General features: G+C 37.4%; 20 protein-coding genes and 1 pseudogene. 5 read left to right on the plus strand and 16 right to left on the minus strand.

The window, feature by feature from the left end; genetic code table 11:
* Positions 1 to 72 precede the first annotated feature (72 nt).
* From EG849_RS00305 to EG849_RS00315, 3 genes are all read left to right on the plus strand, one after another.
* Positions 73 to 2,043: a transglycosylase domain-containing protein gene (locus EG849_RS00305; RefSeq protein WP_125011090.1), complete on the plus strand. Its 1,971-nt coding sequence runs from the start codon at positions 73 to 75 to the stop codon at positions 2,041 to 2,043.
* Positions 2,044 to 2,247: 204 nt separating this feature from the next.
* Complete coding sequence (locus EG849_RS00310; RefSeq protein ID WP_125011091.1) at positions 2,248 to 3,312, plus strand: endonuclease/exonuclease/phosphatase family protein; 1,065 nt, start codon at positions 2,248 to 2,250, stop codon at positions 3,310 to 3,312.
* A 111-nt stretch (positions 3,313 to 3,423) separates the two neighbouring features.
* Positions 3,424 to 4,782 carry a PQQ-dependent sugar dehydrogenase gene (locus EG849_RS00315; protein WP_125011092.1) on the plus strand — a complete coding sequence of 453 codons (1,359 nt, stop codon included), beginning with the start codon at positions 3,424 to 3,426 and terminating at the stop codon, positions 4,780 to 4,782.
* Between the two features lie 169 nt (positions 4,783 to 4,951).
* On the opposite strand, the gene EG849_RS00320 is transcribed toward EG849_RS00315, so the two are convergent.
* The 3 genes from EG849_RS00320 to EG849_RS00330 form a co-directional block, all read right to left on the minus strand.
* Positions 4,952 to 5,911 carry an OmpA family protein gene (locus EG849_RS00320; RefSeq protein WP_125011093.1) on the minus strand — a complete coding sequence of 320 codons (960 nt, stop codon included), beginning with the start codon at positions 5,909 to 5,911 and terminating at the stop codon, positions 4,952 to 4,954.
* A gap of 41 nt (positions 5,912 to 5,952) precedes the next feature.
* A complete protein-coding gene (locus EG849_RS00325) occupies positions 5,953 to 6,573 on the minus strand; it encodes a hypothetical protein (RefSeq protein WP_125011094.1) in 621 nt (206 codons plus the stop codon).
* A 182-nt stretch (positions 6,574 to 6,755) separates the two neighbouring features.
* Positions 6,756 to 7,517, minus strand: a complete 762-nt coding sequence (locus tag EG849_RS00330; protein WP_125011095.1) for an exodeoxyribonuclease III — start codon at positions 7,515 to 7,517, stop codon at positions 6,756 to 6,758.
* A 147-nt stretch (positions 7,518 to 7,664) separates the two neighbouring features.
* Between EG849_RS00330 and EG849_RS00335 the strand changes: the two genes are divergently transcribed.
* The gene (locus tag EG849_RS00335; RefSeq protein WP_125011096.1) at positions 7,665 to 9,473 is read left to right on the plus strand and encodes a GNAT family N-acyltransferase; all 1,809 of its coding nucleotides are present in this window, start codon (positions 7,665 to 7,667) and stop codon (positions 9,471 to 9,473) included.
* Positions 9,474 to 9,521: 48 nt separating this feature from the next.
* Here EG849_RS00335 and EG849_RS00340 read toward each other — a convergent pair whose 3' ends face one another.
* The 8 genes and pseudogenes from EG849_RS00340 to serS form a co-directional block, all read right to left on the minus strand.
* Positions 9,522 to 9,953 carry a DUF2752 domain-containing protein gene (locus EG849_RS00340; RefSeq protein WP_233581721.1) on the minus strand — a complete coding sequence of 144 codons (432 nt, stop codon included), beginning with the start codon at positions 9,951 to 9,953 and terminating at the stop codon, positions 9,522 to 9,524.
* A gap of 7 nt (positions 9,954 to 9,960) precedes the next feature.
* Positions 9,961 to 10,332: a DUF4234 domain-containing protein gene (locus EG849_RS00345; RefSeq protein ID WP_125011098.1), complete on the minus strand. Its 372-nt coding sequence runs from the start codon at positions 10,330 to 10,332 to the stop codon at positions 9,961 to 9,963.
* A 540-nt stretch (positions 10,333 to 10,872) separates the two neighbouring features.
* Positions 10,873 to 11,820, minus strand: a pseudogene (locus EG849_RS00350) (2-hydroxyacid dehydrogenase); the annotation flags it as partial.
* A gap of 293 nt (positions 11,821 to 12,113) precedes the next feature.
* On the minus strand, positions 12,114 to 13,466 hold the full coding sequence (gene mgtE, locus EG849_RS00355; RefSeq protein WP_125011100.1) for a magnesium transporter: 1,353 nt from the start codon (positions 13,464 to 13,466) through the stop codon (positions 12,114 to 12,116).
* Entirely contained in the window at positions 13,456 to 14,235 is a 780-nt protein-coding gene (rsmA, locus tag EG849_RS00360; protein WP_125011101.1) for a 16S rRNA (adenine(1518)-N(6)/adenine(1519)-N(6))-dimethyltransferase RsmA, read from the minus strand. Before rsmA ends, mgtE begins: the two co-directional genes overlap by 11 nt.
* 79 nt (positions 14,236 to 14,314) lie before the next feature.
* On the minus strand, positions 14,315 to 14,635 hold the full coding sequence (locus EG849_RS00365; RefSeq protein WP_125011102.1) for a DUF4286 family protein: 321 nt from the start codon (positions 14,633 to 14,635) through the stop codon (positions 14,315 to 14,317).
* Between the two features lie 93 nt (positions 14,636 to 14,728).
* On the minus strand, positions 14,729 to 16,504 hold the full coding sequence (locus EG849_RS00370; protein WP_125011103.1) for a tetratricopeptide repeat protein: 1,776 nt from the start codon (positions 16,502 to 16,504) through the stop codon (positions 14,729 to 14,731).
* A 154-nt stretch (positions 16,505 to 16,658) separates the two neighbouring features.
* Positions 16,659 to 17,930 carry a serine--tRNA ligase gene (gene serS, locus EG849_RS00375; protein WP_125011104.1) on the minus strand — a complete coding sequence of 424 codons (1,272 nt, stop codon included), beginning with the start codon at positions 17,928 to 17,930 and terminating at the stop codon, positions 16,659 to 16,661.
* Positions 17,931 to 18,091: 161 nt separating this feature from the next.
* Between serS and EG849_RS00380 the strand changes: the two genes are divergently transcribed.
* Positions 18,092 to 20,011: a M1 family aminopeptidase gene (locus tag EG849_RS00380; RefSeq protein ID WP_125011105.1), complete on the plus strand. Its 1,920-nt coding sequence runs from the start codon at positions 18,092 to 18,094 to the stop codon at positions 20,009 to 20,011.
* Positions 20,012 to 20,220: 209 nt separating this feature from the next.
* Here EG849_RS00380 and EG849_RS00385 read toward each other — a convergent pair whose 3' ends face one another.
* The 5 genes from EG849_RS00385 to EG849_RS00405 form a co-directional block, all read right to left on the minus strand.
* Positions 20,221 to 21,426, minus strand: a complete 1,206-nt coding sequence (locus tag EG849_RS00385) for an MFS transporter (protein ID WP_125011106.1) — start codon at positions 21,424 to 21,426, stop codon at positions 20,221 to 20,223.
* 78 nt (positions 21,427 to 21,504) lie between these two features.
* Positions 21,505 to 22,479: a 2-hydroxyacid dehydrogenase gene (locus tag EG849_RS00390; protein ID WP_125011107.1), complete on the minus strand. Its 975-nt coding sequence runs from the start codon at positions 22,477 to 22,479 to the stop codon at positions 21,505 to 21,507.
* A gap of 94 nt (positions 22,480 to 22,573) precedes the next feature.
* Complete coding sequence (locus tag EG849_RS00395) at positions 22,574 to 23,524, minus strand: aldo/keto reductase (RefSeq protein ID WP_125011108.1); 951 nt, start codon at positions 23,522 to 23,524, stop codon at positions 22,574 to 22,576.
* Between the two features lie 120 nt (positions 23,525 to 23,644).
* Positions 23,645 to 24,685 carry a Gfo/Idh/MocA family oxidoreductase gene (locus tag EG849_RS00400; protein WP_125011109.1) on the minus strand — a complete coding sequence of 347 codons (1,041 nt, stop codon included), beginning with the start codon at positions 24,683 to 24,685 and terminating at the stop codon, positions 23,645 to 23,647.
* 111 nt (positions 24,686 to 24,796) lie between these two features.
* Positions 24,797 to 25,861, minus strand: a complete 1,065-nt coding sequence (locus tag EG849_RS00405) for an NADH:flavin oxidoreductase/NADH oxidase (protein ID WP_125011110.1) — start codon at positions 25,859 to 25,861, stop codon at positions 24,797 to 24,799.
* Positions 25,862 to 26,051 lie beyond the last annotated feature (190 nt).

The following is a 26,051-nucleotide window of genomic DNA, read 5'->3' on the forward strand; positions in this document are numbered from 1 at the left end:
TTAATTCGAGATTAACAACAGCAGTTTTTGCATTATTCCTTTATATTTGTGTTTTAAACTTGAAAATTCTGAATGAAAACTAAAAAACAGAAAGTGGTGCTTGCCATTACAATTATTGCAACACTGCTTGTGCTTGCCATTGGCTTGTTTTTTATTTTCAGAAATTCCTTGTTACAAAAAGCGATTACCAAAGTTTCTGCGAAAATGGAGACCGAATATGATAGCAAATTCTCAATAAAATCAGCTTCTTTCGAAGGTTTTTCCGGAATTGCTTTAGAGAATATTCTGATTGTTCCAAAGAATGCGGACACGCTTTTAAAAGTGCAAAGCGTCAAAACCAATGTGAGTTTCTGGAAACTTTTGACTGGCGATGTGCAACTTGGAACCTTGTATGTCAAAAACGGTTTTGTACAATTGGTAAAAAACGAAAAAGGCCGAAACTTTGATGCCTTCCTTAAAAAAGATACGCTTCAAGACACCACGAATGTGGATGTCAATTATGCCCAAAAAGCCTACAGGATGCTGAATCAAGCACTGAATCTGGTTCCAACCGATATGGATCTAGAAAATGTTTCGCTTAAAATGGACGATATGGGTCGCAAGGTGAAATTAGACTTGAAGAAATTGCGCCTTGTTGACAAAGAATTAGAAACTTCGATTGGCGTAACCGCTGATAATTTCAAGCAAACTTGGAAAATCAAAGGTTTTGCGGATCCAAGAAATAAAAAAACTGACCTTCGCTTTTTTAATGCCGATACTGGAAAAATCCAAATCCCGTATATAGACGAACGTTATAATTTAAAAGCAGGTTTCGATTCTATTCGATTAAATATTAAAAATATAGAAATGGACGGAAATGAATTGCACATTGACGGCACTTCGTCTTTGGCAAATTTCACGGTAAATCATCCCAAGATTTCTACGAAAGATGTGGTCATCAAAAAAGCCAACTTTGATTATAATTTTGTTTTTGGCGAAGATTTTATCGCCATTGACAGCAGTTCGACAGTGACTTTGAACAAGATGAAATTTTCTCCGTATGTTTTCTACCAAAAAACAAAAGAAGATAAAAACCAGATTTACGCCTTGAAAGTAAAAATCCCAAAAATGAAGGCGCAAGACTTTATTGTTTCGCTTCCGGAAGGACTTTTTACCAACTTTGAAGGAATGGAAGCCGAAGGAAATTTCAGCTATAATTTAGAATTTTTATACAATAAAAACAAACCGCGCGAATTGGTTTTTGATAGCAATTTCAAGAAAGAAAACCTGAAAATTATCAAATACGGCGAAGCAAATCTGAATAAATTAAACAGCAGTTTTACCTATCGCGCCATCATCAACGGTATTCGCCAAAGAGCCGTGGAAGTGAGTCCGTCGAATTCAAATTTCACTCCATTGGGCGAAATTTCTCCTTATTTGAGAAAAGCGGTTTTGACTTCTGAAGATCCGTCGTTTTTCTCGCACCGCGGTTTTATCAATGAAGCTTTTAAACAATCGATCATCAAAAACATCAAGACCAAACGTTTCTCTCGTGGCGCGAGTACGATCAGCATGCAGTTGATTAAAAATGTTTTCTTGACGCGAGAAAAAACGCTTTCGCGCAAATTAGAAGAAATTTTACTGGTTTATATTCTTGAAAATAACCGAATTTCGAGCAAAGAAAGAATGCTGGAAGTCTATTTCAATATTATCGAATGGGGACCAAATGTCTATGGAATCGGCGAAGCTTCGCTATTTTATTTTGGAAAACATCCTTCGCATTTGACTTTAAATGAATCGTTGTTTTTGGCTAGCATTGTCCCTAGACCCAGAAGTTTTGCGTGGCAGTTTGACGGCCAGGCGCGACTGAAAGATACTTATATAAAGCGCAACCACTACATCGCCGACTTGATGTTGCGTCGCGGATTGTTGGAAGCGCAAGACACTTTACAAAAACAATTTCCGGTTGAAATCATCGGTCCGGCAAGGTCTTTTATCAAATTACAGCCTTTAGATTCGTTGGTTTTAGACAAAATCGAAATTGACGAAGAATTTGATTTTTAATATTTATTTAAAAGCCTTAAGAAATTCTTCTTAATAAGTCGGCGAAATTTCAACATCTGATAAATCCATCATCGTGACATAACCGCCCGTTCCTTTGTGGTAGGATTTTACAAATTGATATTAATCATATTCGATTTGTGAAAAAAATATTAATTTTTCTTCCGTCTTTTTTAAAATAGTATCTTTAGTTACCAAACTCAAACAATGCAAGCGCTCAAAATACTACTTTACGTTTTTTCTTTTATCGCCATACTTTCGGTTTTACTTCCTTTTATCAAAAAGGATTTTTGGGCTTTCCGGGTTTTCGATTATCCGAGATTGCAGAAATTTACGATTATTGGAATCCTTTCTGTCTGCTGGTTTGCTTTTTTCCGCGAAAGCAAATTTTGGCTTGATTTGACCATTATGATATTTTTGTCTGTTGCTTTTTTCTACCTTTTATATTTGATTTTGCCGTTTACCTTTTTAGGAAAAAAGATGATTGACCGGGTTTCCGGAAAAGGCCAGAAAAAAATAAATCTGCTGGTTGCTAATATTTATCAATACAATGACAAATACCAAAAATTGCTTGATTTGGTCAAAAAGCGAAATCCAGATGTAGTTTTTTTAGTAGAAACCGATAAAAAATGGTTGGAAGCCGTGCAAGAATTACGCGAAGACTATCCTCATTTTATTGAAATTCCGCTTGAGAATACCTACGGACTTTTGTTTTACAGCCGTTTGCCAATTAAAAACTACGAAATAAATTATCTGATTGATGAGGAAATTCCGTCGATAATTGCCGATCTCGAATTTTACAATCAAACCATTCGAGTTTTCGGGTTGCATCCAACTCCGCCTGTTCCGCAAGAAAACGAACACAGCACAGATCGTGACGCAGAAATTCTTTTGATCGGCAAAATGGCAAAAGAACATGAAGGACCGTGTGTGGTCATTGGCGATTTGAATGATGTGGCTTGGAGTTACACCACAAAATTATTCTTGAAGACCAGCGAGCTTTTAGATCCGCGCCGTGGCCGAGGAATGTACAGCACTTTTCACGCGAAATATCCGTTGCTTCGCTGGCCTTTGGATCATTATTTTGTGAGCAGTCACTTTAGGTTAGTCGATATGAAAGTTGAAAAACATATTGATTCAGACCATTTTCCGATCAGCATTTGCCTTGTGCTTTCGCATAAAGACGACGAAGATAAAATGCAAGCCGATCAAGAAGACAACGAATTAGTGGAAGAAAAAATTGAAGCGGGTTTAGAAGGAAATCCTTTATAAAATCACAAAAAATTAATTATTTAAGAAATTTTTAAAACATATAAATATTTCATTATGAGTAGGTTTAAAAGTATTTAGTTAAATTTACTGAAACAACAAAACCAATCATTTATGAAAAGAATTTTACTAGTAGCATTTTTATTTACAGTAAATAGCATGCTTTCGCAGACGATCGGCATTCAGTCTTTTGCCACCGGATTTACAAGTCCGACAGAAGTTGTGAATGCAGGAGATTCTCGCTTATTCGTTGTGCAACAAAACGGAATCATCAAGATTTTAAATTCTAATGGCGTGACCAATGCCACTGCCTTTTTGAATATTTCTACTTTGGTACAAAACTCTGGTGAACAAGGATTATTAGGACTTGCTTTTCATCCAAATTACAGCACAAATGGCTTTTTCTTTGTCAATTATATCAATCCTTCGGGCGATACGGTAATTGCAAGATATACGGTTTCTGGCGACGCCAGTGTTGCCAATGCGTCCAGCGCGCAAATTGTCTTGACGATCGACCAACCTTCTACAACCAACCACAATGGAGGTACAATGAAATTTGGTCCTGACGGTTTTTTATATATCGGAATGGGTGATGGTGGCGATGGCGGTGCTCGTTCTCAAAACCTCAATGATTTGTTAGGTAAAATGCTTCGAATTGATGTGAATTCGGGGACAACTTATGGAATTCCTGCCGGAAATCCTTATGCAGGAGCAACTACTGGCGCGGATGAAATTTGGGCAATTGGACTTCGAAATCCGTGGAAATTTTCTTTCAACAGAACCAATGGCGATTTGTGGATTGCCGACGTAGGTCAAAGTCAAGTAGAAGAAATCAATAAAGTTTTGCCAACGACGGCGGGCTTAAATTATGGCTGGAGATGTTATGAAGGAAACAGCGTTTACAACAACACCGGATGTCCTGGAATGAGCACGATGACTTTTCCTTTTGCGCAATATTCGCATGCTGACGGATGTTCCATCACGGGCGGTTATGCATACACGGGAAGTATGTATCCCAATTTTGCCAACAAATATTTCTTTGCGGATTATTGTAGAAATCGAATTGGAACCGTCAATTCTGCTGGCGTAATTACCTACACGCCAAACTTTACAGGAAACAATAATTTCACCACTTTTGGAGAAGATTTTAATGGTGAATTGTACATCGCTTCTTCTGGAGGAACGGTTTACAAAATAATCGATACGTCTTTAAATAGAGACAGCTTTGCGCACAACGGCTTTTTAATGGCTCCAAATCCTGCCGACGAACGAATTGTAATTTCAAATAAGAATGGTGCAATTTTAAACCACCTTTCAGTTATTGATTTATCTGGAAAATTGGTGATGGAAATGCCTTTAGAAAATACTTCAGAACATACTATTGACACCAGCTTTCTTGAAACCGGAATGTATTTGGTGCGGTTGCAGGATGTTGCTGGAAATAAATTTACGTCCAAATTAAGCATTCGATAAGTTACTGAAATACAGTTTTAAGCTTTCAATGTACTGAGATGCTTACAACTAATAAATAAGGGTTTGTTATTAATTAAAAAAGGCTCGTGATAGTAACTATCACGAGCCTTTTTCTTTTTATAATCCAAGAAACGTAACGCTTTGCATCTAATTTCTTCAGTACTTATTCTTACAAGTCATTCAACATTTTAGAAATTTCATCCAACTTCGGAGTCAAGATAATCTCGATTCTTCTGTTTTTTGCTTTTCCTTCAGCGGTTGTGTTTGGTGCCAAGGGAGCAAATTCTCCACGGCCCGCTGCCGTCAAATTCTTTTTGTCAACAGCTTTATTTTCAGCGATGATATTTACAATTGCAGTCGCACGTTTTGTAGATAAATCCCAGTTATCAACGATTTGGCCCGTTCCGCCGTAAGGCACGTTATCAGTATGGCCTTCTATTAAAACAGAGATGTCTGGATTCACGCCCAGAACTTTTCCAACTTCCACAACGGCACGTTTTCCTTCGGTTCCAACAGCCCAAGAACCCGAACCAAAAAGCAATTTATTTTCCATCGAGACATATACTTTTCCATTTTTTTGCTCTACCGTAAGACCTTTTCCTTCAAAGCTGTTCAGTGCTTTTGAAAGTGTTTCTTTCAGCTTTCGCATGCTTTCTTCTTTGGCTGCGATCATTCCTTCCAGCTCATCCACGCGTGCTGAACGGCTTTTTAATTCTGTTTGCAGCTTGTTCAATCTTTCTTGTTCAGCCGCCAATGCTTTTTCTTTGGCTTCTAATTGTGCCAAAAGTTCGCGGTTCTTTTTCATATTGGTATCTAAAGCGTCATCACTATTTTTTTCTAATGCTGAATAAGAAGACTTTAGCGTATTCAACTTGCCCGATGCTGCCGCGTAATCAGCTGCCAATTTATCTCTTTCGGCTTTCAATTTATCCAATTGTGATTTTAAATCTTTTGATTCTAAATCTAATTGGTTTTTGGCTTGTGCCAAGTCGCCATTTTCATCAGACAGGCTTCTGTTTTCTTTTTTTAAGTTGGCATATTTGCTTTCTAATTCTTTGTACACTTTTGATGAAACGCAGGATGTTGTCAGGGCCAACGCCAATAAGCCGAGGGAAACTTTTTTAATCATAATTTAAGTTTAATATATGTGTAATTTAGTTTTTTTAATTTCTACTTGTAAATAATTTTAATTGGTCCTTTTTTAGCATTTGGCCAGTCAAAAGCTGGTTTCAAAACCTTTAAACCTTGAATATCTCTTTCAAAATTATCTTTTAAGTAAATCATCGTATCGGTTTTTGAGGCATATTCATCAATAAATAAATCTCCAATATAAACGATTTCTCCTTTTTTTACTTCAAATGGGATTGAAAATCCTCCAGACAAACTAGTTCTCGAATTGCCTGCAAATCCCATATTTGCATATCTGACATGAGACAAATCATAGTGCCCTGGTTTTCTTGGAATTGCAAAAAGATATGTTTTACCATCTTCAAGTTGCCCTTTATGTTTCAATCGCACAATTTGTTCCGGACTAATTATGAATTCTCCCGAATTCTTTTTTGCCACTTTTTCATCAGAATCTAACGATTTGATAAGTGGAAAATACATATTTGATGTAGGCTTTGTCTCTGGAAAAGAAACGCTTCCGACAATCAATCCGGTTTCAGAAAATGGACTGAAGGTAAGTTGAGAACTAACCGCTGAACTCGCTACTGTACAAGCTTGCATAACCATTAGTATTGAAAATAAAGCAAAACCTGTTACGGCTACTTTAAGAAACTTTTTTTTCATTAATTCTAAATTTTATTTATTTCAAAATGGAATAGCCCAGATTGAAAGGGAAATCCTTTTTGCAGATGACTATTTTTTCATGCAGAAAAAAAGCGACCAGCGGAAGCTCTTTTTTATTCGTGCAAAAAAAGGAATTTGCAGAAAAGATTGTACTGAAATGCTGGAAATAGCTTCGGAAAATCTTACTCAATTTCTACCAAAACCGGACAATGGTCTGAATGTTTGGCGTCTGGCAAAATCACCGAACGCGTTAACCTGTTCTCAATTGTTTTGCTGGCCAAAATGTAATCAATTCGCCAGCCTTTATTGTTTCCTCTGGCACCAGCGCGGTAACTCCACCAAGTGTAATGGTGCGGATCTTTGTTAAAATGACGGAAAGAATCGACGAATCCGTTTTTCATAAAAAGATCCAGCCAGCTTCTTTCTTGAGGCAAAAATCCGGAAACCTTTGCATTTCTCACCGGATCGTGAATGTCAATTGCTTCATGGCAGATGTTGTAATCGCCACAGATCAAAAGATTTGGGATCTCTTTTTTCAGTTCGGTAATGTAATTTTGGAAGTCGTCCATAAACATAAATTTGTGGTCTAATCTCAAAATATTGGTGCCGGAAGGCAGGTACAAGCTCATCACTGAAAAATCGTCATAATCCACACGAAGGTTTCGTCCTTCAAAATCCATATGCTCAATTCCCGTACCAAAAACTACATTGTTTGGTTTTGTTTTACACAAAACGGCTACGCCGCTATATCCTTTTTTTTGTGCCGGAAACCAATAATTATAAGGATAACCTGCTTTTTCAAATTCGTCCAGCGGAATTTGTTCTGGAGTTGCTTTTATTTCTTGAAGACAAATGATGTCTGGACTGGCCTGTTCAAGCCATTTAAGGAAACCTTTGGCGATTGCCGCCCGGATTCCGTTGACATTATAGGAGATGATTCTCATTGTGATTCCAATTTTGGATTTTTCAAAAGTAAGTAAAAAAAGATTAACCATTAATTAAAATCTCTTTGATAGTGGGTGCAAAAAAATCAGTCTGTTAAATCAATTTTGCTATCTTTGTTTTTTTACGCACGAAAACAAAAAATGTAAATGGGTCTAGTCACCGCTAAGGAAGTTGCAAAAGCAATAAACACTGACAAATATGGGGTTTTGGGAACGTTTTCTGGCTGGTTGCTTATGAAAATACTCAAAATTTCTACCTTAAATAAAATCTACGACAGGAATAAACATTTAAAAGATGTGGAATTCCTGAATGCAATATTGGACGAATTTCAGATAAAATTTGAAATTCCGGAGGAAGATTTAAAGCGATTGCCAAAAGACGGCGCTTACATTACCATATCAAACCATCCACTTGGCGGAATTGACGGCATTTTATTATTAAAATTAATGCTTGACAGAGAGCCTAATTTTAAGATTATTGCCAATTTTTTACTGCACCGAATTGACCCGATGAAACCTTATATCATGCCGGTGAATCCTTTTGAAACACACAAGGATGCCAAATCAAGCGTGATCGGAATCAAGGAAACGCTTCGTCATTTGAGCGACGGAAAACCATTGGGAATGTTTCCTGCGGGAGAAGTTTCTACTTATAAAGACGGCAAATTGGTGGTGGACAAACCTTGGGAAGAAGGCGCGATTAAAATCATTAAAAAAGCGAAAGTTCCTGTGGTGCCCATTTATTTCCACGCCAAAAACAGCCGTTTGTTTTACCTGCTTTCAAAATTGGATGACACTTTAAGAACAGCGAAACTTCCGTCAGAATTATTGACTCAAAAAGATCGCGTTATAAAAGTAAGGATTGGAAAAGCGATTTCTGTAAATGAACAGAATGAGCATGAATCAATTGAAGAATATTCTGAATTTTTAAGAAGAAAAACCTATATGCTGGCCAATCCTTTTGAGAAGGAAAGCAAGCTTTTGGATACTTCTAATTTAAAAATTTCAAGAAGTCCGAAGGAAATTGCAATGCCTGCAAATCACGATCAAATTGTAAAAGAAGTTGATGCTTTAAGAAACACGGATTGCCGCTTGCTGCAAAGCAAAAACTATGAAGTTTTCTTTACGGAAGCGAATAAAATTCCGAATGTTTTGCACGAAATCGGAAGGCTTCGTGAAATTACTTTCAGGGAAGTTGGCGAAGGAACCAATGAGTCTTTAGACTTAGACCGTTTTGACAAATATTACCACCACATGTTTTTGTGGGACGATGATACCAAGCAAATTGCGGGTGCGTACCGAATGGGATTGGGTTCTGAAATTTATCCAAAATACGGAATTGACGGATTTTATCTTCAGGAACTTTTTAGATTTGAGCCCGAATTGCACGACATGATGAACAAATCAATTGAAATGGGACGCGCTTTCATTACTAAAGATTTTCAACAAAAGCCGATGCCTTTATTTTTGCTGTGGAAAGGAATCATGCACACAACCTTGCGTTATCCAGAACATAAGTTTTTAATCGGTGGCGTGAGCATCAGCAATCAATTTTCAGATTTTTCAAAATCGCTGATGATTGAATTTATGAAGTCGCATTATTATGACCCTTACATTGCGCAATACGTGCATCCAAAGAAGGAGTTTAAAGTAAAACTGAAAGACGCCGACAAAGATTTTATTTTTGATGAAGCCGAAGCGGATTTAAATAAATTTGATAAAATTATTGATGAACTGGAACCGGGCAGCCTGCGTTTGCCCGTTTTGATCAAAAAATACATCAAGCAAAATGCGCGCGTAGTCGCTTTTAACGTCGATCCGCTCTTTAACAATGCCGTTGACGGATTAATGTACATCAGAATCTCTGATATTCCCGAAAGCACCATGAAGCCTGTAATGGAAGAATTTCAAGCCGAATTAGAGCGAAAGCTGATTGAAAAAGGTGAAAAATTATAAAATAAAAAACCCAAGATGACTGTCTTGGGTTTTTTATTTCAATTAGGTTTATCTCCAGATCGATTCTTTTATTATTTCTTCAGAAGTATGATCTTTTACAAAGTAAACCAACCTTCCGAGATGGTAAGAAACTAAAATGATTCCTAAAAAATAGGCTATTTTTTTGCTGTAAAAAATGGAGTTAAAATATTCTTTTCCGGAGATTAATTCTGCCGTTAGCGTTATTACTACTACGATGCAAAACACAAAGGCAAAGGGCCCGAAAAGATGATACGAGAAACTTTTCGCTACATCTCCTTCATATAAATAAACCAAAGATTTTGTGATGCCGCAACCTGGGCACGGAAATCCAGTAAGCATTTTAAACGGACACAGCGACTGATCGGTTTGAAGATGGTCATGATCGTTGTGCAGCATCAAAAAAAACGGAATTACCAGAGTCAATAGCGCGCCAGCAATTCCGAAAATTTTTAATTTCAATTTTTTATTATCTGTATAATTTATTGATATCACCTTGAACAATCATTGCGGCAACCATTGGAAACAAGAAACCTAAAATTAATAATAATGTAGATTGGTCTTTCCCTGGTTCCCCAGTTCTTTCATAAATTTTTGGCAAGCCTTCTCTTCCTGCCAAGTAGTAAAAATACAAATTTACCGGCATACAGCACCCAGAAAAAATGGCAATCGGCTGTGAAATCACTTCACGGTCTGCAACAGCATTGATCACTTCTGCCACTTTAATGTTCCAGTAAATTAAGTAAATACCGCAGGTAAGAATTCCGAAAACTAAGACTAAAATTGGATCCACGTTAAATACGGGAATCGGATTGTTTTTTTGAGGATTTATTATTTCCATTTATGATTATGGTTTTTGGGTTTGTTGGGATAAAATTAACAAAAATTATAAGACATAAAAGAATTTATTTAAATTTATTATAAATAAAACATCTTTTGAATTAAAATTTATTTGTTATCTACAGCTTCTTTATTCAAAAACACTGTCAATCGGTTCCCAAAGCTCAATTTTATTTCCTTCTAAATCCAGTATCCAAGCGAATTTTCCATAGTCGTGACTTTCCATCTCACCAATTACCTGCACCTTTTCTTCTTTAAATTTTTCGAGCAGCTTTTCTAAATTTTCTACTCTAAAATTCTGCATAAATTGTTTTTCCGAAGGTTCGAAATACTTGGTATCGTCTTTAAAGGGCGACCATTGCGTGGAACATCTTTCGCCTTTTTCATTTTTCCACCAAAAGGTACAGCCATAATCGTCCGTATTCAAATTAAGGTGTTTTTTATACCAATTTTTTAATTCCGAAGGATTTTCAGATTTGAAGAAAAAACCGCCAATTCCGGTTACTCTTTTTTCTTCTTTCTCTAGCTGGATTTCTCCAAAATAATGGGCTTTGATTTTATGAACAATGACCTGAGACAATTTCACGTGGCTTTCAAAAGTCCAGCCCGCAATGTGCGGGGAAAGAATCACGTTTTCAGAATCTAATAAATATTGAAAGGCGTCAGGAATGGAATCTGCTTCAAAAAGGGTTTCAAACGACAATTTTTCATACTCTAAAACATCTAGACCGGCACCTAAAATCTTACCTGACTTCAGGGCTTCGGCCAAATCTGCCGTGACTACATTTTTTCCGCGTGAGGTATTTATCAACCAAAAAGGTTTTGAAAAAGCATTGATATATTTAGTATCAACCAGTTTATCTGTTTCCGATGTCCACGGGATATGAAGGCTCAACACATCTGATTTTTGCTGTAATTCTTCTAAAGAAACTTGCTTTGCATTGTCATCGCCCACATTTTTTTTGATATCATAACACAAAACTTTCACATCAAAACCACGCAATTTTTTGGCAAACGATTTACCCATATTTCCATAACCAATGATTCCAACGGTTTTGCCGTCCAGTTCGTGGCCGCGGTTTTTTTCACGGTTCCAATGCCCGGCACGAATTTCTTTATCGGCTTGGTTTAACTTATTAAAAAGCGACAACAGCATTCCAAGAGAATGTTCGCCAACGGCATTTCTGTTTCCTTCTGGCGCCGCAATCAGTTTGATGTTCTTGCTTTTGGCATAATCGGTGTCGATGCTTTCCAAACCGGCTCCGACTCTGGCAATAAACTGCAAGTTTTTGCCTTTGTCTAAAAAAGTTCTGTCGATATTGAATCGGCTTCTGATTATGATTCCGTGATAGTCGTGGATTTTTTCTTCGATTGCTTCTTTTGATGATTTGAAATCTTCATGGTTGGTAAATCCGGCTTCCTGCAATTGCTCCATCATTATTGGATTATTGCTGTCGATGTGAAGGATTTTTATTGTTGCTGGATTCATTTTCTATATTTGAAATTGTTTTTCAAATTTAACGAAAAGCGAGCGAATTTGCAGATTTATTTTAAAAATAGGGATGGTCTATTTCAATAAAATGGAAACCCAAAATTTAAGCACTCCAGTAAATATTTACCAGACAAAATTGGATCTTGGAAACCTATCAATAATCTTTTTATGCAACAATTGTTTGAAACAGGGTTTGCATGAACGATTGAAGCGGCATCCTCTTTAAATTCTTTCTTTACGAATTTAAAAAGATTGAGCGCAAAGCGTGGCCCTTTTGGGTAATGTCCAAATTAAAATCCGAGAATTAATTTGGCAATAGAGAAATAAATTAAAATTCCGCAAATGTCATTACTCGTTGTGATAAACGGGCCAGTTGCCAAGGCAGGATCAATGCCGAATTTGTTGAGCAATAACGGGACAAATGTTCCGATCAAGGACGCAATAATAATTACGGAAATTAAAGAAACGGTGACTGTGATGCCTAATTCAATGTTGACGTTGAGCAAAAAGTGGCTTCCCGTAAATAAGATTACCGCCAAAATCACTCCGTTTAAAAGGCTTAGTGAAATTTCTTTGATCAAGCGATTCCAGAGCGATCCGCTGATGGTGTTGTTTGCCAAACCTTGCACGATGATGGCAGAAGATTGCACGCCCACGTTTCCGGCCATTGCGGCAATTAAGGGCGTAAAAAAGAAAAGTTCGCCGTGTTCTTCCATCGCGCCTTCAAAAAGCCCGAGCATTTTCACAGAAATAAAGCCACCCAAAAGCGCCAAAACCAACCACGGAAGCCGTGCTTTTGTCAATTCTAAAATGCTATCATCGGCTTCAACGTCTTGTGAGATACCGGCTGCCAACTGGTAATCCTTGTCGGCTTCATCTTTGATGACGTCAACGATATCATCGATGGTAATTCTTCCGACCAAGCGCCCCAATTCATCGATCACCGGAATGGCTTCCAAGTCATACTTTTGCATGATTCGGGCCACTTCCACGTCTTCAGTATCTACGCGAACGTAATCTACTTTTGGAATATAGACTTCGCTGATGGGCGTTTTTGTGGAAGTTGTCAATAAATCTTTCAATGAAAGCCGTCCTTTCAGGCGATTTTCATCATCGACAACATAAATGGAATGTACGCGGGAAATATTTTCGGCCTGGATTCGCATTTCTTTGACGCAAGTCAAAACATTCCAGTTTTCATTGACGCTCACGAGCTCCTTTCCCATCAAACCTCCGGCAGTATCTTCGTCATAACGCAACAAATCGACAATGTCTTTGGCGTGTTCAACGTCAATCAATTCAGAGATTACCTCGTTTTTAATTTCAGTAGAAAGTTCCCCGATAATGTCGGCCGCGTCATCGGTGTCCAACTCGTCAAGCTCTTCGGCAATCTCTTTTGGGGAAAGCCTGCTCAAGATATTTTCACGCAGGTCATCTTCTAATTCCAGAAGAATTTCTGCGGTTTTTTCACTGTCTAAAACCTTGAAAATGTAAGTTGCCTCGTTAAAATCAAGTTCGTCAAGGATTTCTGCAATATCAGCGTGGTGCATATCGTTCAGCAAAACTTCCAATTGCTTGTCGTTTTTGCTTTCGATTAATTCTTCGATTTCAAGAATAAGCTCCTTACTGATTTTAAACTGCATCGGCCTCTATTTTTTGTGTTAGTTCTATAAATTGCTGGTAATCCAACTGTTCTGGACGGAGGTCAAAGATAGTATCTTCTCGCAAACTATCCGATAGATTCATCGATTTTAAGCTGTTGCGAAGCGTTTTTCTTCGTTGCTGGAAACCTGTTTTTACAACCGTAAAAAACAATTTCTCACTGCACGGAAGCGTAAAGTTTTCTTTTCGCCTCAATCTTAAAACACCTGATTTCACTTTTGGAGGCGGATTAAAAACGTGTTCGTGAACGGTAAACAAATATTCTGCTTCATAAAAGGCTTGGACCAAGACCGATAAGATTCCATAAGCCTTTGTACCTTTTTTTTCACAGATTCTTTCAGCCACTTCTTTTTGGAACATTCCTGAAAATTCTGGAATCTGGTTGCGCATTTCCAACGTTCTGAAAACAATCTGCGTTGAAATATTGTAAGGGAAATTTCCGATGATGGCAAATTGCTTTCCTTCAAAAATTTCATTGATATCGTATTTCAAAAAATCTTTAGAAATGATATGATCGTGCAACTTTGAATAATTTGCATTCAAATAATCCACTGATTCGGTGTCGATTTCAATGACATAAGTTGTGGTCGGTTTTTCCAACAAATACTTGGTCAAAACGCCCATTCCCGGACCGATTTCTAAAATATTGTCATAGCCTTTCAAGCTCAAAGTGTCGGCAATGTCTTTTGCAATGCTTTCATCGTTCAAAAAATGCTGTCCTAGATGTTTCTTGGCTTTTACCTTTTCCATTTTAATTTTTGATTTAGGATTTTTGATTTAAGATTTCTCGCTAAACCATTATTTATTTTTAATTAACCCAATTGACTAATTAAATTGCTTTGTGTTCGCAGATAAATTCTAATTCTGTTCTGAATGAGAGCATTTTATCTCCGAATAATTTATAACTATCCTCGCGAAGTCTTGGTGCATCTTCTTTGTAATATTTTTGCAAAGTATCGTGAGAATCGGTATGAAATTGAACCGAATAGGTTTTTCCGCCCATTTCTTCTTCTACCAAAACTTTTACAAAATGTGCTTTTGTAAATTTTCCGGTAGCCAAAACTTCAGGAATGTGCGTGTGTTGCATCCAGTGAATCCATTCGTCGTGAACAGAATCGTCGATATTTGTGGTTACGTTGTAGATTATCATATATTTTTAAATTTTTCGATTGCTCGATTTTTAGATTATTCGATGTTTTGAGCGAATATGAAATTCATAACTTATAACTCCTCATTCATAACTCTAAAGACTCGCATCGCCTCTCAATTGCCTGAATTTCTTTCTGGCGTCAATGAAATAAATGCTGTCTTCGTGATTGAACAAAATCTGTTCATACAATGCTTTTGCTTTCTCAGTATCTTTTAAATCGCTATAAATTTCTGCGGAAAAAAATAAAGCTTCGTCAATGTAAATTCCGTCTTTGTGATTGTCAATTATGCTTTGAAAATTGGCTAAAGCCGAAGTAAAATCGCCCATTTTTTGATAGGTTTGACCAATTCGCAACAGCGTTTCGTCTTCAATTTCTTGTCCTTTGTATTCTTTTAAAATACTTTGAAATTGCTCTAAAGCTTCCTTATTTTTATTTTGGTATAGAAGATAATCGCCACGGGCAAATTTCTTCAGGCCAACTTGGGTCGAATCGGCCACCGTATTGTCATTTATCAGCAAAAATAATTCCAATGCGTCATTGGCAATCAATTGTGTCGAAGCCGATTTGAGTTCTTTAAATTGTTTCAAAGCCCACTCAAAATCCGTTTTGAAATAACTGGTTTTCCCCGCTTTCAAACTTGCTTCGTGACCAACAGGATCGTTTTTTAAATCTTCTTCGATTTGAGAATAATAGATCAAAGCTTGGTTGAATTTTTCTTCGTATAAAAGAATATCTGCCAGTTCCATTTTGACATCAGCCGTTTGGTATTTATTCAACGGAAGCTCTAAAGTTCGTTTCAAAATGGCTTTTCCTTCTTCAGGATTTTTCATATTGAACGTCGTGTAATGCGCTTGAAGAATTTGCAATTGCAAGCTATACGGCGTGATTCCGAATTTTTTTACCAATAAATCCAATTCTGATTTTATCGCCGGATAATTTTTCTCAGGCGCTTTTTTGATTTTGGCTTCCATTAAATAATAATTGGCCAAAATCTGCAGATCTTGGTCTCGCGTATTTTCTAAAACAAACCCAAAAATCTCTTGGGCGGTTTCTTCCTCATTTTCCTCCAAAGCCAATTGCGCCAAATTCACGATATTTGAAAACGAATCAGGATCTCTTCTGTAAATTGCTTTTTCTTGAATAAACGCTTTTGAATATTCTTTCTGCTGGACAAAAAACCAGCTTAAAAATTGGTTCCAAAAAAGATCTTGATTCTTTTGCGCTCTCAATAAAAGTGATTTTCGCAAAGACGCATTAAATGATCCTTCGACGTCTTCGCCCATAAAACGCGACAGCTGATTTTGAATCATAATCGTGCTGTTTGGATTAGAAAAAGATTCGTCTAAAAAGGTTTCAATCATCAAATCTGTTTTCCCCGATTGGCCATACAAAACCGCCATTTGATAATTAAAGTTCATTTTTGGTTCGATGCTTACTGCTAATTTATACGATTGCAAAGCATACTCTAACAGCACTTTTTTCTCAAAAGCACTTGCAATCGCATACACATTTGAAGGGTTTTCTTTAATTTTTTCAACCGCCTGGTCGTAATATTTCTTTGACCTGGAAGCGTCTTTCTTTAATTGAAAATTATAACCTAATTCCACTAAAATTGAGGGTTGGCGGTATTTATCAAGGCGATCTTGAATCAGCTTTTCAGCCACATCATACCTTTGCAATTGCTGATTGGATTCTATTAATTTTTGGAAATAAAAACTATTCGAAGGTTGGTTTTTCAGCAACTCTTCATAACTGATAATCGCTTTTTCAAATTCTCCTTTTTCAAAATAATTCTGCGCCAATTGCTCATTTTGAGAAAAAGCAATTAGGGAGAAAAATAAGTATATGATGAGAAGGATTTTTTTCATTTTAATGTAATCAAAGCGATACTAAATATAATACTTTTTCAACCTAAAAGGTATTAATAACCAATGAAATATAAATTATCAAATGCCCTTGTCTTTTTATATGGCGTTTTCGAACCACACAAAATCGGCAAGGGCATTTATTTTATATCTGAGATTAATTTATAATATCGAAACCCGTATATTTTCTCAAAACCTCAGGAATTACAATTCCTTCTGGCGTTTGGTAGTTTTCTAAAATTCCCGCCAAAACACGTGGCAACGCCAATGAACTTCCGTTTAAGGTATGCGCCAATTGGTTTTTTCCGTCTTTGTCTTTGAAACGCAATTTTAATCTATTTGCTTGGAACGTTTCAAAATTAGAAACCGAACTGATTTCCAGCCAACGGTCTTGCGCTGTTGAAAACACTTCGAAATCGTAGGTCATTGCAGAAGCAAATCCCATATCTCCACCACAAAGTCGCAAGATTCTGTATGGCAATTTCAATTCGTTTAAGATATCGCGAACGTGCTCAACCATTCCTTCCAACGCTTCGTATGACTTATCAGGATGTTCTACCCGCACGATTTCTACCTTGTCAAATTGGTGCAGACGGTTCAAACCGCGAACGTGCGCTCCATAAGAACCTGCTTCTCTACGGAAACAAGGCGTGTACGCTGTTGCCAAAACCGGCATTTCATTTTCGTTTAAAATGACGTCCCTGAATAAATTCGTAACCGGAACTTCCGCCGTTGGAATCAAATACAAATCATCGGTTTTGTCGTGGTACATCTGCCCTTCTTTGTCTGGCAATTGTCCCGTTCCGTAAGCCGAAGCTTCATTTACCAAATGTGGTACTTGGTATTCCTGGTAACCTGCATCGGTATTTTTATCTAAGAAATAGGTGATCAGGGCACGTTGCAATTTTGCTCCTTTTCCTTTGTAAACCGGGAAACCAGCACCTGTGATTTTATTTCCTAATTCGAAATCGATGATGTCGTATTTTTTTACCAATTCCCAGTGAGGCAAAGCACCTTCGTGCAAAACCGGAATTTCTCCTTCTTGCAACGTCGTCAAATTGTCTTCTGGGGTTTTTCCTTCCAGAACTAAATCGGCTGGAAGGTTTGGCAAAAGATAAAGCTGTTCAGTCAATTCATTCGTAAAAACGTCTAATTTCTCTGATAAATCTTTGCTTTTTTCTTTCAACAAAACATTTTTTTGCTTCAAGATTTCGGCTTTTGATTTTTCTCCAGACTTCATCAACTCGCCAATATCTTTGGATAGTTTGTTCGATTCCGATAAAATACCGTCCATTTCAGCTTGTGTTGTTCTTCTCTTTTCATCGAGTTGCACCGCTAGTTCAACAATAGATTTGGCATCCATATTTCTTTTTGCCAAAGCTCTAAGGACTTTTTCCTGATTTTCTCGGATAAACGCTATCTGTAACATTATACTTGGTTTTTATAAGGAAGCAAATTTAGTGAAAAAAGCCGGACAGTTGCAACGTTGCGAAATAACTATATTGTAAAGTTTTAAAGCAAGCTGAAACCTAAGAAATTAACACTTCGTATATTGTATTATTAACTACATTTGAAAAATTTATTTTTAAAATGAAAAGTTTTTCGTTATTAGTTGCATTATTCTCGGTGTTTTTTGGTTTTTCTCAAGACCACAGTTCTGCAAACAAAAGAATTGCCGAATCGGAAATGAATTCCTCTTCAAATTTGGTCAATTTTGCAGTAAATTCAAATACTTCGAATTACGATATCAAATACCATCGATTGGAATTTTCGATAAATCCTGCAAATTATTTCATCTCAGGAAAAGTAACAACGCATTATGTAGCCACACAAAATCTGAACACCATAACTTTTGATTTGACAAATGAATTAACTGTAAGTTCGGTCACACGACACGGAAATCCTTTGAGCTTTGCTCAAAATAACAATGATGAATTGGTCATAAATCTTGGTTCCACCCAAAATGCGATGGTTTTAGATTCACTTTCTATCAATTATTCGGGAGTTCCATCCAATGGAGAAAATGCTTTTACAACTTACACTCACGCAGGAGTTTCGGGACTTTATACTTTATCAGAACCTTATGGCGCTCGAGATTGGTGGCCTTGCAAACAAGATTTGAATGATAAAGTGGACAAAGTTGATTTTTACATAACTGCACCTTCTCAATATGTTAGTGTCGCCAATGGAATTCAATTGGGACTTGTAAACAATTCTAACGGTACAAAAACTACACATTTCAGACACAATTACCCGATTCCTGCATATTTAATTGCCATCGCTGCGACAAATTATGTTGTTTTCACACAACAAGCCGGAACTGCGCCGAATACGTTTCCGATAGTCAATTATATCTATCCCGAAACGCAAGCGTCAGTTCAAAATAGCTTGGCCGTGACTTTGCCTATTATGAATTTATTTGAAAATTTATTTGAAACGTATCCCTTTTCAAGCGAAAAATATGGTCATGCGCAATGTGCTCTTGGCGGTGGAATGGAACATTCAACCGTTTCTTTTATGGGAGGTTTTGACAGAAATCTAATCGCTCACGAATTGGCTCATCAATGGTTTGGAAACAAAATTACTTGTGGCACTTGGAAAGATATTTGGCTGAATGAAGGTTTTGCTACTTATTTATCAGGATTGGTTGTTGAAAATCTTGATGGCGATTCTAGTTTTAGCACTTGGAAAGGAAGCTTGGTCAATAATATTACTTCACAAGCTGGTGGCGCGGTTTACTTAACTGATGCCGAAACCGAAAATGTTGGAAGAATTTTTAGCAGCAGGTTGTCTTACAATAAAGGCGCGATGGTGGCGCACATGCTTCGATTTAAGATAGGTGATGTTGCTTTTTTTCAAGGTCTTAAAAATTATTTGGCTGATCCTAATCTTGCCTATGGCTATGCAATTACCGAAAATCTAAAAACACATTTGGCAACAGCTTCTGGAATGAACTTAGATGAGTTTTTTAATGACTGGGTTTTTAAACAAGGTTATCCAACATACACAATTACAGCTCAAAATTGGACAGCGGGTCAGGTGAGATTCTTGGTAAATCAAACGCAATCACATTCATCAGTTAACTTTTTTGAAATGCCCGTTCCTGTAAGAGTTACTGGTGCTGGCGGACAAAGCTTGGATTTGGTTTTAGACAATACAGCAAACAATCAAGTTATTTTTAAGACGGTACCGTTCGCAATTACTGGAGTTATTTTTAATCCGAATAATGATATTATTTCAAAAAACAGCTCGGCGACATTGGGCAACGATGACTTTGTTTTAATCGAAGGAATTAATTTATATCCAAATCCGGCTTCAAACACCTTGAACTTGCAATTGCCTGAAAGCATTTCGATTGAAAAAGCTATTTTTTACAACTCTTTGGGACAAATTATTATGGAATCTAAAAGCGAAATTTCTTGGGATGTTTCGGCTTTGCCCACAGGAATAAATTACATCAAGATTTTCACCGATTCAGGAACAAAACAGATGAAATTTGTAAAAGCATAAGTGTTATTTAATAAGGCTCTGATTAATTTCAGGGCCTTATTTTTTATTTGCCAATTCTCAACTAACAGATTGTAAATGAAATTATAGCAAAATATTTGATTTTTTTTCTAAAAAAGCATTACTCCTTTTTAAGTTTTCCTCTTTAGACAAATATAAATTAGTGCGCTATCGATCGATGTCACATCTATTAAATATTTATTAGCATAGTTTTATTCTATCGCTTTGATTCTGCTGACCATTATCGTAATTAAAATCCCGAAAACCCCTATGAATGCAAACGAAAACTGCAATCCAAAAGCTTCTGCGATGTAGCCAATAACAGGCGGTCCCATTAAAAAGCCAAGAAAACTGACGCTCGAGACTATGGTCAAAGCTTCCCCCGGAGAAACCGTTGTGTTTTTGCCAGCAACGCTGTAAACGGTTGGAACTATCGTTGAAACTCCCAATCCGACCAACATGAAAGCTAATGTGGATGCAATTAAATAAGGAAGAAAAACCGCAGTAAATAATCCGATGGAAATCATCAAACCGCTAATTTGTAGCACTCTTTTTCTGCCGAATTTCAAGATGAATCTGTCACCCACAAAACGTCCGGTTGCCATCATTACCATAAAACTGGTATAACCCAAAATTACCAACGGACCCGGTGCCTTCACAACATCTTTAAAATAGACACCGCTCCAGTCAAACATCACGCCTTCACTTGCCATACAGCAAAATCCGATGACGCCGAGCCAGATTAAAGCGCGGTCTGGCTTGGTGAAAAACTTTTTCTTTTCTAACGGTTTTTTCTCTTTGGCTTTAATCAAAAATTTGAAATTTGAAAACATTAAAATAAGTACGATTCCAAACGTGATGATGAAGTGGATGTAAGGCGAAATGTCAAACGCCAGCATCGCCAAACCAATGAAAGCGCCAGTAAAACCTGCCGAACTCCAAGCGCCGTGAAATGAAGACATTATGGTTTTTTTGAAAAGATTTTCGGTGTAAACTCCTTGTGTATTTACAGCGATATTGCTCATGTTTCCGAAAATTCCGAAAATAAATAAGGCTCCAGATAATTGCCAAGGATCAGTTGCCAAACCAATTGTAGTCATGAAAAAGGCATACAAAGTCAGGCAAATTAAAAGAATTCTGTGGCTACCGAATCGCGTGACCATTTTTCCTGCAAAAGGCATCGCAAACAATTGCCCAAACGGAATCGCAAATAAAATGGTTCCTAATTCGCCTTCACTTAAATGCAAATTGGTTTTTAAGTCTGGAATTCGGCTTGCCCAAGTAGCAGAACACAATCCCATTGCGAAATAAAATAGGGAAACCGCCCATCGAATTCGGTTTAAATAGGACTGTTTGGCGTGTTTGTAGCCTTTTAATTTTGGTCGGGTATTGAACCGGTTGACGAATCTGAATTCCATAATAATCTTGACTTGCAGTATGCTTCAGCAAGTAGCAAAGGTCGACATTTTCTGTTTTCTACAATTGCCAAATTTTATTTATTCATAAATCGCTGAATTGACCACCTTCACAAGTCGTTCGCCTTTGATTCCTGCAATTGCATTTTTAGCCGAAAGAACCGCCATGTCATTACGCGTTTCGGCTGTTGACGAACCAATATGTGGCAAAACGGCAACGTTTGCCATATTCAAAAGTTCGTTGTCAAAATGCATCGGCTCCGGATTGGTTACGTCTAAACCGGCACCCCAAATGGTTTTGTTTTTCAAGGCTTCGAGCAAATCTTTTTCGTTGTGCATTGGTCCGCGCGCCGTGTTGACAAAAATGGCGATCGGTTTCATTTTAGCGAAAGCTTCCCTATTGAACAAATCTTTGGTTTCATCCGTAAGATTGGCGTGAACCGAAATCACATCGCTTTTTTCAAGTAATTCTTCAAAGGAAACTCTTCGTGCCCCTAGTTTTTCTTCGGCTTCTTTATTAGTGCTTCGATTGTGGTAAATAATATCCATTTCAAAAGCGCCTTTGCAAGCTTTCGCCATTTCATAACCGATTTTTCCCAAACCTAAAATCCCAAGTGTTTTTCCTTGTAAATCCTGTCCAATATTTGCTAAAGGCTCAAAGAAATTCCAGTCGTCATTGATGATTCTTTTATGATGGAAAAATGCTTTTCGAGCCACGTTTTGCAGTAACAAAAAAGCGATATCGGCTGTGGCCTTGCTCAAAACATCTGGCGTGTGCCCGATTGGAATCTTCAATTTTGTGGCTTCGGCAATATCCACGTTATCATAACCCGTGGCGAACAACGAGATTACTTTTAAGTGTTTGCATTCATTCAAGAACTCGGCGTCAATATTGCCTCTTCCGGCAATCAGCAATCCGTCGACTTTTTTACAGTTTTCGATTAATTCTGCTTGCGTTAACTCTCTTTTTTCTTCCCATTGGATGACTTCAATTCCGGCATCACGAAAAAGTTGCAGACCTGCTTCGGGAATTATTCTGGTGATAAATATTTTCATTTTTTTTGTTCAGGGTAAGAGGTTCAAGGTTTTGGAAATGGGTAAAACGGATTGTTTTATCGACTACAATTCATAAATCTTAAATCAAAAATTCCTACCAAGCGCTTGATCCGTTTAAAAAACGAATGGCATCTGAATTTAGATTTAAATCTGGTGCTTGAATAATGGCATCTAATTGATTCAAACTCGTAGCGCTGACAATTGGAGCGGTAACTGATGGCCTTTGAATCAACCAAGCCAAAGCTACCGATGCGGGAGTCGTGTCGTTTTGTTTGGAAATTTCGTCTAATGCGTTTAAGATTTTCAATCCTCTTGCATCAAAATATTTATCCATATCGCCACCGCGAGGACTCTTTTTTAAATCTTCTTTGGTTTTGTATTTTCCGGTAAGGAAACCGCTTTCTAAAGAAAAATAAGTAAAAACGCCTAATCCGTGGCCTAAAGCAAGCGGTTCATATTGGCTTTCATATTTTTCCCGGGCATACAAATTATAATGCGGTTGCAAGGTTTCATAACTTGGCAAGCCTTTTTCAGCACTGGTCCCTAAAGATTCTTTGATTCGTTCTGGTGACATATTTGAAGTTCCAATCCAGCGAATTTTTCCGTCTTTCACCAATTGGTCGTAGGCTTCCAAAGTTTCTAAAACAGGGGTCGATTCATCGTCAAAATGCGTTTGGTACAAATCTAAATAATCGGTTTTTAATCTTTTTAGAGAATCTTCAACCGCTTTTAAAATGTATTCTTTTTTGAGGCCTTTTTTACCGTTGCCCATATCAGAACCCACCTTTGTAGTCAAAATAATATCGTGTCGGTTTTTCTTTTCTTTCAGCCAGTTTCCGATGATTTTTTCTGATTCTCCACCTGAATTCCCCGGTTTCCAACGTGAATACACATCGGCCGTATCGATGAAATTGAAACCTGCTTCCGCAAAACCGTTTAAAATTTCAAAGGATTTTTTTTCGTCTAAAGTCCATCCGAATACATTTCCTCCAAAAGCGATTGGATACACTTCCAAATCCGTATTTCCTAATTTTCTCTTTTCCATAAATTTATTTTTTGCCACGAATTCACGAATTAATTAGGGTTGTAAATCCGTGTCTATTTGAAACAATTCGTAATTCGTAATTCGTAATTCGTAATTCGTAATTCGTAATTCGTAATTCTACTAAAATTCAATTACTCTCTTTTCTTCATTGCTTTTAATCGACGCTTCGATGATTCTCATTACGTTTACGCCGTCTTCAGCAGTTACTGGTTCGGGTTTGTTATTGGTAATTGAATCGTATATTCCATCAAAAAATTCGAAATAATTTCCGTGTAATGTTGGGACAATTTCTCTGATGACTACGCTATTTACTTCGGTGTGAAGCAATCCTTCTTTATAATCGGGTTCGATTCCCCAATTGTCACGACTTGGTTTTTTTCCGAGCTTCAATTCGTCTTCTTGAACATCGCCCCTAGCTTTTAAAAACGAGCCTTTTTTTCCGTGTAAAACATACGAAGGAAGCATTTCTCTGACGAAAAATCCGGCTTTCAGTCTTACGCGAAAACGAGGATAATATAATAAAATATCAAAATTATCATCAACTAAAGAATAATCGCGAGTGATTCGGATATCAGCATTCAAAGCTTCAGGAAAACCGAATAAAGTCAAGGCTTGGTCAATAATATGCGACCCTAAATCTTTTAAAATCCCAGCACCCGGATTGGCCGTTTCTTTGTGCTGTTTTGGACTTAAATTTGGATTATATCGGTCGAAATGAATTTCTGCTTCTACAATTTCTCCTAAAATATCTTGGTCTAAAATCTGTTTTACGGTTTTAAAATCGCTATCCCATCTTCTATTTTGGAACACGGCTAATTTTAACTTTTTTTCTCTGGCGATGTCACGAAGTTCTTCGGCTTCAGTAACTGTTGTGGTGAATGCTTTTTCGACCAAGACATTTTTATTGGCCAAAAGTGCTTGTTTTGCAAATTCAAAATGCGTTCCGACCGGCGTGTTTACGACGACCAAATCGACATCGTCTTGAAGTAGTTCTTCTATTGAACTGTAACTTTTTGTGTAAAGATAATCGTGTTGTATTAATTTTTTGCTTCGTTCCCAAGCACCGATCAATTCGAATCCTTCGTGTAAATTGAGGAAAGGCGCATGGAATACTTTACCAGACATTCCGTAGGAAAGAAGTGCTGTTTTTATATTTTTCATTTTGTGTTTTTAATTTTAACGCGAGGTTTTTGATTTTTCTCGCAAAGGCGCTAAGACGCAACAGTGTTTGACTCAGAAACTTTGAGACTCTGCGACTTTGAAACTCTGAAACTATTTCTTCGCTCTGTCGTATTGGTTTGGCCATTGGACATCGACTCCTAATTCTCTGGCAAAAGTTAAGGCAAGATTTGGGTCGCGCAATGATTCTCTGGCAAAGAAAATCAGGTCGGCTTTTTCTTCTTGGAGGATGGCTTCAGCTTGTTTGGCTTCCGTTATCAATCCGACGGCGCCGGTGCACACTTTTGTTTCTTTTCTGATCTGTTCGGCAAAAGGTACTTGGTATCCTGGTTCTGCCGGAATTTTTTGGTGTGAAACCAATCCGCCAGAAGAAACATCTATCAAATCAACGCCTTTGTGTTTTAAAATTTCGGAAAGTTGTATTGATTCTTCGATATTCCAACCGCCTTCTGCCCAATCTGTAGCCGAAATTCTTACGAATAAAGGCAAATCATTTGGCCATTCTTCTTGCACGGCTTCTACAATTTCTAATGTAAATCGGATTCTGTTTTCAAAGCTTCCGCCATATTCGTCAGTTCTTTTATTGGACAAGGGCGACAAAAATTGGTGCAGTAAATAACCGTGCGCTCCGTGCAGTTCCAGTACTTTGTAACCTGCTTGAACTGCGCGTTTGGTTGCTTTTTTAAAATCTAAAATTACTTTTTCAATTCCGGTTTTGTCTAATTCGGTCGTGTTTTCAATGTCGTGGTAACCGATGGCACTTGGCGCAAAAGTTTCCCAACCACCTTCTTCTTTTGACAATTTTCTGTTTCCTTGCCATGGCGAACTCACGCTGGCTTTTCTTCCGGCGTGCGCCAATTGGATTCCGGGAACGCAATGGTGCTCGGTAATAAAATGGGTGATATTTTTTAATTTTTCGATGTGTTCGTCGCTCCAGATTCCTATATCTTCGGGAGAAATTCGGGCTTCGGGAGAAACGGCTGTCGCTTCTTGGATAATTAAGGAAGCACCTCCGTTGGCACGGCTCCCGAGATGGACTAGATGCCAATCGTTTGCAAAACCATCCTTGGCAGAATATTGACACATTGGCGAAATGACGATTCTATTTTTCAGAATAATGCTTTTTATCTGAAATATTGAAAATAATTTTGAAGACATAATTGCGTGTTTTTAAGAGAAATGGCTTTTTAAGCCTATGAAAAATGACAGAAAAGCCATTCAATTAAGTAAAGTTAAGGTACAAATTATTAAGTGGGAAGCGGATTTCAATTATTAACAAACTTTTAAATTAGGGAAAAACAAAGATTGTAATTGTAAGTAAATAGAAAACACTATTTTTGTTCGGAAT

It is taken from the genome of Flavobacterium macacae, assembly GCF_003865365.1.
Taxonomy (GTDB): Bacteria; Bacteroidota; Bacteroidia; order Flavobacteriales; family Flavobacteriaceae; genus Flavobacterium; species Flavobacterium macacae.